We start from the raw sequence: 13,536 nt of genomic DNA, 5'->3' as shown, positions 1-13,536 counted from the left end.
GAGCGTCGGGGGCGGGGCGGTTGCCCGGCGCTCCCGGCTCCGCGTGTTCGAGGGACGCGCGGGACGTAAGACTTTCGTCACCGGCCCCCTGCCACCGTCGCGACTCCCGCTGCCGTTGAATGCAGTCGAGAGCCGAGCGGATCCCGACCGGGGACGACGCCGGACGCGCGACGGGGAGTGGATCACATGCGGGCGATGCTGCGACGGCCGGTGGTCGTCGGACTGCTGCTTCTGGGACTGGCCGCGGGCGCCGTCGGTGCCGTGTGGTTCCAGCCGTGGAAGCTGTGGGTGAACGAGACCGTACGCGAGGACCTGCCGGCGGCGGCCCCCGCCGGGGTGCCGGAGCAGGACGCCGCTGCCGGCTCCCCGGCGCCGGCCGAGCCCCGCACCCTGGCCACCGGCGAGCTGATCAGCCATGAGCACCGGACGACCGGCACGGTGAAGATCGTGCGGCTGGCCGACGGCTCGCACGTCCTCCGGCTGGAGAACCTCGACACCAGCAACGGCCCCGATCTGCGCGTCCTGCTGGCGGACGCTCCGGTGAAGGAGGGCACGGCCGGGTGGCGTGTCTTCGACGACGGGAAGCACACGGCCATCGGCAAACTGAAGGGCAACAAGGGCGACCAGAACTACGCGCTGCCGCGCGACGTCGACCCGGCCGACTACACCAGCATGAGCATCTGGTGCGACCGTTTCGACGTCTCGTTCGGCGCCGCGGAGCTCGCCCCCGTGTGACCCGGCCCTTCAGCCGGTGACCCGGCCCTTCAGCCGGCGTTGGAGGCGCTGAGCCCCGCGGAGAGGGTCATGGCCTCGCCGTTGAGGAATCCGCCGGTGTCCGACAGCAGATGGAGCACCGCAGCGGTGACGTCCTCGGGTTCCATCAGCCCGGGCCCCTGGCCCTCCAGCGCCGGCAGGACGTCCTCCCGCGCCGGGTCGTCCAGGTCGGGCCGCAGCAGCCGGTACGTCGCCGGGTTGTGGATCATCGTCGTGTTCACCCCGGCGGGCAGCACCGCGTTCACGGTGATGCCGTGCTCGGCCACCTCCAGCGCCAGGGACTTCACCAGCCCGATCACGCCCCACTTGGCCGCCGCGTAGTGTGCGCTGTTCCTCGCGCCCATCCGGGCGACGACGGAGGAGGTGGCGACGATCCGTCCGTAGCCCTGCTCGATCATGTGCGGCACGACCGCGCGGAACGAGTGGAAGACGCCGGTCAGATTGACGTCGATCATCTCCTGCCACTGGAGGGCCTCCATCGAGGCGAGGGGGGAGGCGGACGCGATCCCGGCGTTGGCGAGCAGGAAGTCGATACGCCCGAACTCCGCCAGCGCCCGTGCCGCGACGTTCTCCATCTCCTGGAGACTGCGGACATCGCCCATCAGGGCGACGCAGCGCCGGCCGGTGGACTCCACCAGGCCGACCGTGTGGGCCAGTTCGGCCTCGCTGCCCAGCGGATAGGGGACGCTCTCCAACTCCCCGGCGATGTCGCACGTCACGATGTCGGCGCCTTCGCGCGCCAGGGCCACGGCATGCGCCCGCCCCTGCCCCCGCGCGCCACCGGTGATCAACGCGACCTTGCCGTCGAACTTCCCCACTGCGTGTGCCTCCTCGACGCGAGCCTGTCCGGACCGAACCTATGGTCGGAACCGGCGCGCCACCAGACGGCATCCGAGTCTGCCCGCCGCACACTGCCGGCGTGCATCTCATCGATCGGCCGGCCCCGGGGACACCCCGTGTTTCGGTAATTCCTGAAATGACAGCGACAGAAGCGGACGCTTCTCTACCGGTGGCAGGCATTCCGCCGGGGAATGGCAGATGATCACCGCTCGTGCGCCGTCCGGGACCGGCGCGCTCGGCCACCGCGCCCACCCGTCCTCCGTCGCGGCCCGATGGGTGCCCCGCTCCCACCTGCTGTTTCTCCGCGCCGCGGCGGGAGTCGGTGCCGCCGTCCGGCATGAACCGGCCACCTTCGCGGCAGGCACCTTCATGCCAGGCAGGTTCCTGGTCTGGCCGAAAGCAGACAACGGTACGAGTTCGGTGATTTCCTCTAGTCACGCAGTCGAAAGGCCTCGGGCCGGACGGCCGCCGGACGACTTCTTCCGAATGGAAACACTGCCGCATTCGTATCCACCGCACGAATGGAGACGATCAATGTCACGTGTAACCCGCTGTACCGCCGCCGCTTCCGTCATAGCCGCCACGGTTCTCGGCTCGCTGCTGTTCTCCTCGCCGGCGCAGGCCGCCGGACAGCAGGGGCCGGCCGCGTCGGTGCAGACCTCCCGGACGCCCAGCGGCGAGGGCGGCGATGACGACTTCGTGTGGCCGCAGCCGAAGACCGAGCCCGGCACGGACGGCGCGCGGAACGCCTCCGGCGCGGACCGGACGGCTTCCGAGGACGGCGATGACGACTTCGTGTGGCCGCAGCCGCAGGGCGAGCCGGGCGTCCCGGACGACTTCGTCTGGCCGATCCTGGGTGAACTCCCCGACCTCCCCGGCCTCCCCGGAATCCCGGACGACTTCGTCTGGCCGACCCCGCCGAAGAGGTGACTACGTTGTCAGCGCAGCAGCTGCGTCAGATCCACTCCCGCCGGGTCGCCTGCACGCCGGCCTCGAACCGGCTCGACGCGCCCAGCCGGTCCATCAGCTCGGCCACGATGCGGCGTTCGGTCCGGACACCGATACCCAGAGCACGCGCCACGGCCTCGTCGGTGAGACCCGTGGCCAGCAGCTGGAGCAACTTGCGCTCCTGCGCGGTCAGTCCGCCCGGATGCGAGTCCGCGGGGGTGTTGAGGGGGCTGGCATGCTCCCAGTACGCCTCGAACAGGGCGCGCATGGCGTGCACCACGGGCGGGTTGCTGAACAGCAGCGCGGACGGCTGTGCCTGGCCCGGGAGACCGGCGACCACCGCGGCCGTGGTGTCGACGATGAGCAGTCGCATCGGCAGGGTCGGCGAGGTGCGTATCTCGCTGCGGTGCTCGGCCATCCACTGGGCGTGGGCCTTGGTCACCCGGTCGTTGGCGACGCTGTCGAGATAGATGGAGCGGAAGCGTACGCCCCGGGCGAGCGCTCGTTCGTTGAGCGGCCGGCCGGCCTCGATCGACTCCTCCGTCAGTGCGTTGACGGGGTGGAAGGCGAGGGATTCCGCGACACAGGACTCGGCCAGGGCTTCGAGGCGGATCCGGATGTCGTCGACGTTGTCGAGGTGTTCCGTGCCGCCGAGCGACTCGGTCCCTCCGGACGCGGTGTATTCGGCGGCGAGGGCGGCGAGGGCCGCGCGGTTCTGCTCGATCTGCTGTTGGCGCCAGGCCAGTTCGTCCTGCTCCCGCTGGAGCAGGACCTTGAGACCGAGTGCGGGGTTGACGGCTCGCAGCCGGCCCGGACTGTCCCGGGACGGTGCCAGCAGAGCGAGCTTGGACAGCCGGCCGAGTGCGGCCTCCACCTCCTCCGGTGTGCTGTCCAGAAGCTTGGCGAGCTGCACGGGGTCGTGTTCCTTGTGGAACAGGATCGCGCGATAGACGCCAAGGGTCTGCTGATCCAATGACGAAACCTCGTCCACGTGGCATTTCCCCCTTGAACCACGGTTGAACGGAACTTCACTGCGAAACAAGGGCACGCACGCGGACGTGCACCTGGTTCCCGCGCGAGCGACTCTGCTTCACGGGCGGGCTCCATCTGTTCACACATTTGGCACGTTACCTGCTCGTCGTACCCACCAAAAGGGATCTACGACTGCCGCCGGGTTCTGCCCGCGCACATTCCTCAGGAGTCCTCATGCCGTTCGCCGGGCCGCACCCTCCCGCACCGCTCGACGGCTGCATCGTGCTCGTCGTCGACGCCACCACGGGCGTCGGCCGGATCGTCACCGCACGACTGTGTGCGGCCGGTGCCGCGGTCGCCGTCGTCGGGGCGGGACACCCCGGGCGGGGCGACGACGCGGCCACCAAGGCGGCTTTCCTGTGCAAGGAACTCGCGGACATCGATCTTGTGGCGCTGCCGTACCGGACGGACATCGACGACCTCGACATGGTGCGCGAGCTGCCGGCGCAGATCGCCTCCGACCTCGGGCCGGTCTCGGCCTCGGTCGTCGTCATTCCGTCCGGCTCGGGAACGGACAGGCTCGCGGAAAGGTTCCGTGCCGCGTCCCGGGTGATCGCCGCGGCCCTCCCCGAGGGAGCCCGGCACGTCGAACTCGCGTCGGACACCACCGCCGGCCCAGGCCAGGACGAAGAACTGGCCCGCCGCGTGGTCGAACAGCTTCTCTGCGGAGCGAACTGCCCGCCGGACGCACTGCCGTCGGCCGGGCCACCGGTCACAGCACACTGATTGTGGGGGCACAGCATGTCGATACGCGTCGTCGTCGCCGGTGATCACCAGCTCGTGCTGGAAGCGTTCGCCGAGACACTCAACGGAACGGACGGTCTGGAGGTGGTGGGTCTCGCGACCACCTTCGAGGCCGTACTGCCCACCGTCGAACGGTGCAGGCCGACCGTTCTCCTGCTCGGTGAGAGCACCATGGGCGGCAAGGCGCTGCGGATCGCGACCGACGTCCGCTCCCACCACCCGGGCTGCGGAGTCGCGTTGATGGTCGGCACGGCGACTCCGGCCGTGGTGGACCGCGCGGTGGCGGCGGGCGCCCTCGGCATCGTGCCGAAGAACGGCCGGCTGCCGCAGCTGATCACCACGCTGATGGGCGTCGCGGGCGGCTGTCTGACCGTCGACCCGGCCCTCATCCGGCCGCCGGTCACGGGCGACACCTCCCTCAGCATCCGCGAGTTGGACGTGCTGCGGCTGACGGCGGGCGGAGCCACGGTCAAGGAGATAGCGGGGGAGCTCTATCTGGCCTCGGGGACGGTACGCAATCTGACGTCGGCGGCCATCAAGAAGCTCGGCGGGCGCAACCGCTTCGACGCCGCCCGCATCGCGGTGGAGCAGGGGTGGCTGTGAGGCGGCGGAGGAGGTCCGGACACGCGCCGGCCCCGGCACCAGGCGTGCCGGGGCGGGGCGTCCGGGAACTGTTCGTCCGTCTGCACGGACTGCTGCTACTGCTCCAGGCAGAACTCGTTGATCGGGTAGCCGACATGGCGGTCGGCCGTCGGAAGGTGACCGAGGATCGTGTCGCCCGGCTTCAGTTCGGTGCTGTTGAGGACCGCGGCGCCGGGGCCGAGGACCCGCACGTGCCAGTCGTCCTGGAGGATCAGGTTGACGGCCTGGCCGTTGGGCGCGACCGCGTCGATCGAGATGAGGGGACGGGTCTCTATCTTGACCCGGCCGACGCTCACGGGACGGGTGCGGCCTTTGACGTCCACGGCCAGCACGGTGCTGCCGGCGTGGAGTTCGCTCAGATAGTGGGTCCGGCCGTTCTGCGAGACGGTGTACGAGTGCAGGGCACCGGCGTTGACCCGGAACGGGCGCGTGGGCATGTACGGCAGCGGATGGGTTTCGCTGACGCACAGCACCATGCCCTTGGAGTGCGACCCGACGAGGATGCCCTCGTCCTTGCGGAAGTACGTCGTGGTGTCGACGCAGGCGCGCTCTCCCATGCCGATGTGACTGGCCGCGGTGACCTTCAGCTCCACGAGCGGGATCTCGCCGGTCCGCGAGGTGGCCGCCGTGCGCAGCGCGGTCGCGTCGCCGACGGTGAGGCCCTGCATCAGGACGCCGTCGGAGCCGAGTTCGAGGACGCCGAAGATGATCTCGGCCTCCTCGCTGTTGGACGCCGTGGTGACGATCGAGCCCGGGGCACCGGTGGCGGCCGCGATGACGATCTCCAGCGGGATCTTCGTGGGGTCGCGGAAGTTGAGGACGCTCCAGTTCTCCAGGCGGGCCGCGAGGCAGGCGTCCTCCAGGGTGTCCGCGTCCACGATCTCGACGTACCGGCCGAACTCGACGTCCGGGTGGGCGGCGGCGAGCCCGGCGCGGGCGTCCCGGCCGCCGGGGACGACCACGAGGTCGGCGCCGCTGAGGTCGTCCGGGACCACGCCGTCCTCGAAGAGCAGGATCTTGCGGACCGTCGGCGGCAGGCCGGCGAAGGCGGCCGGGTCGGCGGCGACGACGCCGTCGATGCGCTGGTGCAGGGCTTCTTCGAGTACTGCCGCGGTGGCGGTGCCGGCGTTGCGGATGTCAAGCCAGCACAGTTTGGCGTCCGTCATGGTGGGGCCCTCCTGTCGTGTGGTGGATCTCGGTGTCGTCGAGGTGGTCCGGGGTCAGCCGTTCGTCGGCGAGCCGCTCGTCGTCGAGCTGCCCGGCCACGAACGGACCCGGGTGGAAGTGCTGTTCGGGGAAGTGATGGACGAGCCGGGCGACCTTGGCGGCCAGCCGGCGCGGGTCGGGCGCCTGGAAGATGTTGCGGCCCATCGCCACCCCGCCCGCGCCGCCGGCGAGAGCGTCCCGGACATACGCGAGGACGTCCTCCTCCCGTGCGAGGGCGGGGCCGCCCGCGACGAGAACCGGTACCGGGCAGGCGGCGGTGAGGTCGAGCATCTCCGCCGTCGACCCGAGGAAGACGGTCTTGACGAGGTCGGCCCCCAGGTCGGCGGCGATGGTCACGGCGTGCGCGACGGTCGCCGGGTCCCGGGGGTCGGTGATGCGGGGGCCGCGCGGGTACACCATGGCCAGCAGCGGCAGGTTCCAGCGGTCGCAGGCGTCCGCTATCCGCCCGAGATCGCCGATCTGCTGGCGCTCGTCGTCGGAGCCGAGGTTGACGTGGACGCTGACCGCGTCCGCGCCGAGCCGCAGCGCCTCCTCGACCCCGGCCACGATGTACTTCGCGGTGGGGTCGAGTGCCTGACTGGTGCTCGCGTTGAGGTGGATGATCAGCGACATCGCGGCGAACCGCTCCGGACTGATGTGCCGCACACTGCCCTTGTGCACGACGACGGCGTCCGAACCGCCGGCCGCGAGCCGGCCGGCGAGCTGGTCGAGGGTGGTGCCCTTCGGCACGACCGGGCCGTCATGGATCGAGTGGTCGAGAGGAGTGATCATCAGGCCGGCCGTGCTGTGGCGATAGAGCCGTCGCAGCCGCAGTGACCGGGCGAAATGGCCGAATGTGGTCATGAAGCGCCCTTTCTTGTTCGCGGGTGGGCGTGATCGTGGGCGGGGTTCCTGAGGTCGGCTGCTCGTTCCGTCGTGGTGCACCTCCGTGGTCGGACCGGGCGCGGGGAGGCGTCCGGGTGTCGTGGGCCGGGGTGGTCATGGCGCGCAGATAGGCGCGGTCGGGTTTGCCCGAGGGGGTGAGCGGAAGCTGGGGCCACACCGAGATCCGGACGGGGGTGTGTTCCGGAGTCAGCGTCGCGGCCACGAATCCCCGGAGGTCGCAGGAGGTGCGCGGAGCGCCGTTGCGCAGCTCGACGGCGGCGTGCACCTGCTCGACGAGGTCGCTGTCGCGGACCCCGAAGACAGTGGCCTGGCGGACCTGCGGGTGCCGCAGCAGGGCGCCCTCGATCGCCGCCGGGTCGAGCTTGAGACCGCCGTGCTTGATGACGTCGCCGACGCGGCCGTCGAGACGCAGATAGCCGTACCGGTCCCAGTGCCCGAGGTCGCCGGTGCGCAGCCAGCCGTCCTTGAGGGTGGCGCCGGTGAGTTCCTCGTCGTCGAGGTAACCGGCCGTCACCGTGGGCGACTTCACCCAGATCTCGCCGGTCTGCCCGCGTTCGGCCGGCACGGGACTGCCGGCCACCCGGATCTCCAGCGCCACCCACGGGAAGGGCCGGCCGACGGTGCCGAGCAACTCGGGTTCGCGGTGGTCCAGCGGGGTCAGACAGGTGATGCCGCCTGCCTCGGTGGAGCCGTAGACCTGGATCAGCACATCGCCGAAGATCTCGACCGCCCGCGCGACCCGGGCCGGGGCCGCGGGGGTGCCGCTGTAGGTGACGCGGCGGAGCGAGGTGAGGTCGGCCGTGGTGATGCCCGGGTGGTCGAGCAGCCGGTAGAGGTGCGGCACCGCGAGATAGACGTCGGTGACCCGGTGTTCGGTGAAGGCGCGCAGCACGGCCTCGGTCTCGAAGCCGTCGTGCAGGACCACCGTGCCGCCCGTGGAGAGCACCGCGTCGGCCATCGGCGCGGTGGTGTGGCTGATGGGCGTGACGGACAACAGCGTCGCGGGTCCCCGGGGATCGAGGCCATGGGCGAGGCGGTCGACGAGGTCCTCACGGGTGCCGTAGCGCTGGGCGACCATTTTGGGGCGGCCCGTGCTGCCGCTGGTGAACTCGACGGAGGCGAGCGCCTCCGGCCGTACGGGTGGGAAGTGCGTGGGCAGGGCGGCGCGCGCCGGCGCCTCCCGGGGGATCGGCAGCACGGTCAGTCCGGGCAGCCGTCTGGCCAGCCACCGCCCGCGCTGGGCGCTCTCCTCGTCCACCAGGAGCAGGAACGCACCGATGTCCCGGAGCAGTTCGGTCTGGGTGGCCAGGGAGAACGTCTCGGTGTCGGTCCTCGGGTTCATCGACCGGATGTAGACGGACGTGGCCCCCAGGAGGTGGACGGCGTAGCGGGCGCTGAGCATCAGGGGATGGTTCGGTCCGGTGAGCACGCCCACCGCGTCGCCGTGTCCGATGCCGCGGGCGTGCAGTACGGCGGTCGTGCCGAGGACGGAGTCGCCCAGTTCACCCGCCGCGACGGTGGTGCCCGGCCCGTGCACGACGGCACGGGCCGGATCCCGTTCCAGTGCGTCCAGAATCCGCCGCGCATAGGTGCTGTCTCGGGTGGCCATGACCCTCCAATCTTCAAAGTCGTTACATCACGGGTCGGATGGGGAAGTCGGACGGGACCGGAAATGCGGGGCCGGTCACGTGATCTTCATTTGCGCCATCATTCCCATGGCGCTGTGGTCGATCATGTGGCAGTGATAGGGAAAGACCCCGCGGTGCGAATCGAAGGTGAGCTGGAGTTTCGCCGTCTGGCCGGGGAAGAGCAGCACCGTGTCCTTCCACCCGGCCTCTGCGGGATGGACCGGCTGTCCGTCGCGTTCGAGAATGCGGAACTGCACCAGATGCGTATGGAAGTTGTGCGGAATGGTCGCGCTCTTGTTGGTGACGGTCCACAGTTCCGTGGTGCCCCACCTGATCTCGGTGTCGATGCGATTCGCGTCGAACGTCTTCCCGTTGATGTACGCCTGGTGGCCGCCGGTCTCCGGCTCGTCCATCTGGAGCTCGAAGGTGCGCTCCACGGCCGGCTTCGCCAGGGCCGGCAGGGTGGTGAGGACGTCGGGGACGCGGCTGGGGTCGGCCACCTTCTCGCCCACGTCGAAGCGCATCACCTTGCCGACCTGCTCGACCGGGCCGGGTCCGATCAGGTTCTCCAGGACCAGCTGGGTGCCGGGGGTGTACTGCGCGAAGTCGACGACGTAGTCGGCGCGTTCACCGGGGGACAGGACGAGCACCGGGGCGGGTGCGGGCGCCGGCAGCAGTCCGCCGTCGGAGCCGATCTGGGTCATCCGGCTGCCGTCGGACAGCCGCAGGACGAAGATGCGCAGGTTGGAGGAGTTGAGCATCCGGAAGCGGTACTTGCGTCCCTGGACCTTCATGTACGGCCAGGGCCGGCCGTTCACCATGATCGTGGTGCGGTTGAACGCGTCGTCCATCGTGTAGACCATCGCGCCCGCGTCGTCGAACTGCGCGTCCCGCAGGATCAGCGGCACCTCGTACGCACCGGACGGCAGCCCGAGGCGGTCCTCGGCCGCGTCACCGAGCAGATAGAGGCCGGACAGCCCGCGGTAGACGTGCTCGGACTCCATGTGGTGGGCGTGGTCGTGGGTCCACAGGGTCGCGCCGGGCTGCTTGTTGGCGTAGACGTACGTCCTGCTGCGCCCGGGGGCGATCGTGTCCATCATGCCGCCGTCGTGCGCGACCGGGTTGTTGCCGCCGTGCAGATGGACGGAGGTGGGCATCTCCAGGGCGTTGATCTGCTTGACCACCGCCGTGCGTCCGGAACGGGCCCTGATGGTGGGCCCGGGGAACGAGCCGTTGTAGGTGAGGACGTCCGTACGCCGCCCGGGCAGGATCTCGTGGCTGGTGCGGCCCATGGTGACCGCGTAGAAGTCGGTGGTCCTCGTGCGCAGATAGGGCGCCAGCACCTTGGGAAGGGGGAGCGGCACCGCGAAGGGGGTAACGGCCGGGGCGCCGGCCGCCGTTGCCGCCTTCGCGGTGCCGCTCGGGGTGGTGAGGGTCCGGAACACCCCGCCGGCCGCGCCGACCGCGCCGACGGCACCCGTGGTGAGACCGAGTCGTATTGCATGACGACGAGTGAGCACGACATTTCCTTAGTGGCGAGGTGAATTCGTGCTACGAGCATGCGGCGGAACCGGTGAATGTCCGAGCGAAGGGGTTCTGCTGCTGTCATCTGTCACGTCATTCATGACCTCGATCACCTCAGCGGAACGGGCCTTTCCGCGTGACGGTTGTCATGGCCGGACATGGTCTCTGTCACCGGTTTTCCGCCGGCCGTCACCACAACTCCGGTTCGGCATCAGAGTGTTTTCCGACGTCTGTTCCCTGCGCACCCCGGAGTTCCGCATGACGACAGAGAAAGCTCCACCGCCCCGTACCGCACCGGTCTTCCGCGAGGACGTACGGGTCGCGTTCGAAGGCGAGTCGGCGACGCTGACCAGCCCGGTCACCTCCCTCACGCTGCGCCCGGTGCGCGGCGGCATCCGCACCGCTCTGGTCCGGCTCACCGAGGGCCCGGCCCCGCTGGACGAACTCTTCGACGGGCTGCTGCCCGCCGAACAGGTCCAGGTGCAGCGGTTTCTGGACCGGGCGGGCCATCTTCTGGCGCACAGCGTCCTCAGCCGGGACGAGGGCCCGAAGCGGCGTGAACTCGTCCGTCTGGAAGCCGTCGCACGCGACGGCGAGCACCGGTTCGCACCGCTCGGGCCCGATGCGACCGTGCGGCTCTCCCGGTTCGCGTTCTGCCGTTCCCGTGGCGGGGCCCTGGTACTGGAGTCACCTCTGGTGAAGTACCGCGCCGTCCTGGTGGACGGCGCCGCGCGCGACCTGGTGGCCGAGCTCGGGGCTCCGGCCACCGTGGCGCGTCTCGCGCAGAGCGTCGCCCTGGGTGGTGACGAGGTGCTGGACGTGCTCGGCCGTCTGGCGGGCGCCGGCTTCGTCGAACAGGCGGACGGCGACGGGGTGTTCTTCTCCGACAGCGACCCGACGCTGCGCCAGTGGGACTTCCACGACCTGCTCTTCCACTCCCGTATCCGCTCCGGGCGCTATGACGAGCTGTTCGGCGCGGTCTACCCCTACCGCGGGGAGATCGAGCCGCAGCCTGCGGTGAAGCCCGTCCCGGACGGCCCGGTGACCAAGCTGTACCGGCCGACGCTGGAGGAGATCGAGAGCCGCGACCCGCTGCTCACCACCGCGCTGGAGACGCGGCGCTCCATCCGCTCCTACGGCGAACGGGAGCTGACGGCCACGGAGCTCGGCGAGTTCCTCTACCGCGTCGCCCGGGTCCGCGCCCACTTCACGCCCGGCGCGGGCAGCGACCGCGACGAGGTCGTCTCCCGGCCCTACCCCAGCGGCGGACAGGGATACGAGCTGGAGCTGTATGTGACGGTGCGGCGCTGCGCGGGCCTGGAGGCCGGCATCTACTACTACGATCCCGTCGGCCACCGGCTCGTCCTCGTCAACAGCGATGCCGTGGACCGCGAGTCGCTGTTCCACGTGGCGTCGCGCGCCACCGGTATGGAGACGCGTCCCGACGTGCTCGTCACCGTGACGGCACGCTTCCAGCGCATGTCGTGGAAGTACCGCGCCATCGCCTACGCGACGACGCTGCGGCACACCGGTGTGCTCTACCAGACGATGTATCTGGTGGCGACGGCGCTCGGCCTCGCGCCGTGCGGGCTCGGCAACGGCGACGCCGACATGTCGGCGCGGGTGCTCGGCCTGGACTATCTGCGGGAGTCCTCCGTGGGCGACTTCCTGCTCGGCAGCCGCAGTCCCGGCGACTCGGTGGCCGGCGAGCCGGAGGAGGGCTGGCGGCTGCTCAACAGTCCGGAGTGGTCGCTCCCGGCCGAATCGTAGGCGATGGGAACGGCTCGCCCCGGCCCCGACCTGCGCCGAAGCGCCGCTTTTCCTCCCCGTGCGGGAGGGAAAGCGGCGTTCTTGTATTCGGCGGGCGGTTGTTTCGGCATGACAGCCGTCGTATTCGCCGTGATAAATGTCAGGACGGAGTCGGGAACACTAGCCACGGATGGGCGCCGAGCGCATTATTGATTCAGCAGCCGAAAACGGCGGCAAAAGAATCCGGAAGGGAATTCACAATGAGCATCAACGACATCAAGAACGGCGACGACGCGGCCAAGGCGTTCGAGGGCTTCGACGCGGACGAGCTGGAGACCCTTGAGGTCGAGCAGGGTGTGGCTCTCCCGGAGATGGGCGCCTCCAGCGGTTCGATCGGCACCTCGTCGTCCTCGTCCTCCACCTGCTCCGCCTGCTGAGCACCCGCTTCGCGGATCACCGGAAGGAACCTGGAATGAGCGGGAACGACTGGGAGTACGGGGAAGACGTGGCGGCGGCATTCGAGAGTTTCGACGTCGAAGAACTCGAGACCCTCGAAGTCGCGCAAGGCGTCGCACTTCCCGAGATGGGCGCTTCGACGGGCTCGATCGGGACCTCGTCCTCGTCGTCGACCTGCTCGGGTTGCTGATCGGAAGTTGCACCAAAGGATGCGCCCATCCAGCCGGCCGGTTGGATGGGTACATCCTTGTGTCCGGACGGGTGCCGGCCCACAGGTCCCGTCCCCGGTCCGGCGCGGCCCCCGGTCGCGGACCACGTTCCGTATCCCGGCGGTTCAGCCCCGCACCGCGACATGGAACGACGAGAGCCACAGCACCACCGCGGCCCCCAGACCGACCACGACGCGCGCCGTCTCACCGGTCGTGCCGGCCGCGATCGCCACGAACCCCACCACCGCGACGACGCTCAGCGCGACGGCGGTCCAGGTGTACTGCCACTGGTCGAAGAGGCGCGCGAGCGGGAAGAAGTGCAGCCCCACGACGAGGCAGATGCCCGGCGGGATCAGCTCCGGTCGGCCGGTCGCGTTCGACGCGGCGATCACCGCGAAGACGGCCACCACCTCGGCCGCGTTGACGATGCCCACACCGCGGTTCCACTTCTCCGGCAGACGCACGCTGCGGACCGCCGGTCCCGCGGCCCCGCGGAAGGCCAGCACCACACCCGCGACGCTCAGCGCGGCGCCCACCACGCCGACGGCGACCGACACCGGCACCGCCTCTATCCCCGACCCGCCGGCGAATGCCCAAACAAGGGCGAAAACCGCCAGAACGATCGCTCCTCGGCGGCGCAGATTCTGCGTGAGTGTCTGGCACTCCGGCTCCGTAGTCATTGCGCGAGAGTACAACGCCATTCCGTTCATTCTGACGGGTTTCGGCCAACCGCCCAGAGGGTGCAATCGGCAGCTCCCACGCCGCGCCCCGTACCGGTGTCACGGAAACCGTGACGTATGTAAGCGGCCACTCCGTATTCACTTCTCGGGCCGGACGAATCGCCGGAAGATTCCTGTCAGACGTTTGTTTTCGATTTC

At 69.9% G+C, this 13,536-nt stretch carries 14 protein-coding genes; 7 read left to right on the top strand and 7 right to left on the bottom strand.

Annotated elements, in window-relative coordinates:
- Positions 1 to 195 precede the first annotated feature (195 nt).
- Positions 196 to 735, top strand: coding sequence for a DM13 domain-containing protein (locus ABTX78_RS10420; protein ID WP_502993847.1), 540 nt, complete (start codon positions 196 to 198; stop codon positions 733 to 735).
- A gap of 29 nt (positions 736 to 764) precedes the next feature.
- Here ABTX78_RS10420 and ABTX78_RS10415 read toward each other — a convergent pair whose 3' ends face one another.
- Positions 765 to 1,592 (bottom strand): mycofactocin-coupled SDR family oxidoreductase, encoded by an 828-nt coding sequence (locus tag ABTX78_RS10415; RefSeq protein WP_352206391.1) that lies wholly within the window; start codon positions 1,590 to 1,592, stop codon positions 765 to 767.
- A gap of 556 nt (positions 1,593 to 2,148) precedes the next feature.
- Here ABTX78_RS10415 and ABTX78_RS10410 point away from each other — a divergent pair.
- Positions 2,149 to 2,544 (top strand): hypothetical protein, encoded by a 396-nt coding sequence (locus ABTX78_RS10410; protein ID WP_352206390.1) that lies wholly within the window; start codon positions 2,149 to 2,151, stop codon positions 2,542 to 2,544.
- 25 nt (positions 2,545 to 2,569) lie between these two features.
- Here the strand turns inward: ABTX78_RS10410 and ABTX78_RS10405 are convergent, their stop codons facing one another.
- Positions 2,570 to 3,535, bottom strand: coding sequence for a LuxR C-terminal-related transcriptional regulator (locus tag ABTX78_RS10405; RefSeq protein WP_352206389.1), 966 nt, complete (start codon positions 3,533 to 3,535; stop codon positions 2,570 to 2,572).
- A 233-nt stretch (positions 3,536 to 3,768) separates the two neighbouring features.
- On the opposite strand from ABTX78_RS10405, the gene ABTX78_RS10400 reads away from it, so the two are divergent.
- Together ABTX78_RS10400 and ABTX78_RS10395 are read left to right on the top strand one after the other, a co-directional pair.
- Positions 3,769 to 4,320: a hypothetical protein gene (locus ABTX78_RS10400; RefSeq protein WP_352206388.1), complete on the top strand. Its 552-nt coding sequence runs from the start codon at positions 3,769 to 3,771 to the stop codon at positions 4,318 to 4,320.
- A gap of 15 nt (positions 4,321 to 4,335) precedes the next feature.
- A complete protein-coding gene (locus tag ABTX78_RS10395; protein WP_352206387.1) occupies positions 4,336 to 4,941 on the top strand; it encodes a response regulator transcription factor in 606 nt (201 codons plus the stop codon).
- A gap of 95 nt (positions 4,942 to 5,036) precedes the next feature.
- Here the strand turns inward: ABTX78_RS10395 and ABTX78_RS10390 are convergent, their stop codons facing one another.
- The 4 genes from ABTX78_RS10390 to ABTX78_RS10375 all read right to left on the bottom strand — a co-directional run bounded on the left by ABTX78_RS10390 (position 5,037) and on the right by ABTX78_RS10375 (position 10,240).
- Positions 5,037 to 6,146, bottom strand: a complete 1,110-nt coding sequence (locus ABTX78_RS10390) for a 3-dehydroquinate synthase II family protein (RefSeq protein ID WP_352206386.1) — start codon at positions 6,144 to 6,146, stop codon at positions 5,037 to 5,039.
- Positions 6,118 to 7,050 carry a 2-amino-3,7-dideoxy-D-threo-hept-6-ulosonate synthase gene (locus tag ABTX78_RS10385; protein ID WP_313945184.1) on the bottom strand — a complete coding sequence of 311 codons (933 nt, stop codon included), beginning with the start codon at positions 7,048 to 7,050 and terminating at the stop codon, positions 6,118 to 6,120. The genes ABTX78_RS10390 and ABTX78_RS10385 overlap by 29 nt, the downstream gene beginning before the upstream one ends.
- Positions 6,947 to 8,701, bottom strand: a complete 1,755-nt coding sequence (locus ABTX78_RS10380) for a class I adenylate-forming enzyme family protein (RefSeq protein WP_352206385.1) — start codon at positions 8,699 to 8,701, stop codon at positions 6,947 to 6,949. The genes ABTX78_RS10385 and ABTX78_RS10380 overlap by 104 nt, the downstream gene beginning before the upstream one ends.
- Positions 8,702 to 8,776: 75 nt before the next feature.
- On the bottom strand, positions 8,777 to 10,240 hold the full coding sequence (locus ABTX78_RS10375; RefSeq protein ID WP_352206384.1) for a multicopper oxidase family protein: 1,464 nt from the start codon (positions 10,238 to 10,240) through the stop codon (positions 8,777 to 8,779).
- A gap of 262 nt (positions 10,241 to 10,502) precedes the next feature.
- Between ABTX78_RS10375 and ABTX78_RS10370 the strand changes: the two genes are divergently transcribed.
- The 3 genes from ABTX78_RS10370 to ABTX78_RS10360 all read left to right on the top strand — a co-directional run bounded on the left by ABTX78_RS10370 (position 10,503) and on the right by ABTX78_RS10360 (position 12,639).
- Entirely contained in the window at positions 10,503 to 12,014 is a 1,512-nt protein-coding gene (locus ABTX78_RS10370; RefSeq protein ID WP_352206383.1) for a SagB/ThcOx family dehydrogenase, read from the top strand.
- A gap of 239 nt (positions 12,015 to 12,253) precedes the next feature.
- Positions 12,254 to 12,430: a thiazolylpeptide-type bacteriocin gene (locus ABTX78_RS10365; RefSeq protein WP_313945179.1), complete on the top strand. Its 177-nt coding sequence runs from the start codon at positions 12,254 to 12,256 to the stop codon at positions 12,428 to 12,430.
- A gap of 35 nt (positions 12,431 to 12,465) precedes the next feature.
- The gene (locus ABTX78_RS10360) at positions 12,466 to 12,639 is read left to right on the top strand and encodes a thiazolylpeptide-type bacteriocin (RefSeq protein ID WP_352206382.1); all 174 of its coding nucleotides are present in this window, start codon (positions 12,466 to 12,468) and stop codon (positions 12,637 to 12,639) included.
- A gap of 144 nt (positions 12,640 to 12,783) precedes the next feature.
- Here the strand turns inward: ABTX78_RS10360 and ABTX78_RS10355 are convergent, their stop codons facing one another.
- A complete protein-coding gene (locus ABTX78_RS10355) occupies positions 12,784 to 13,338 on the bottom strand; it encodes a hypothetical protein (RefSeq protein WP_352206381.1) in 555 nt (184 codons plus the stop codon).
- Between the last annotated feature and the right edge of the window lie 198 nt (positions 13,339 to 13,536).

The sequence above is a fragment of the Streptomyces sp. NPDC096193 genome, assembly GCF_040302905.1.
Lineage (GTDB): Bacteria > Actinomycetota > Actinomycetes > Streptomycetales > Streptomycetaceae > Streptomyces.
Note: the sequence above shows the minus strand (reverse complement) of the source record. Positions and strands in the feature narration are given on the sequence as shown.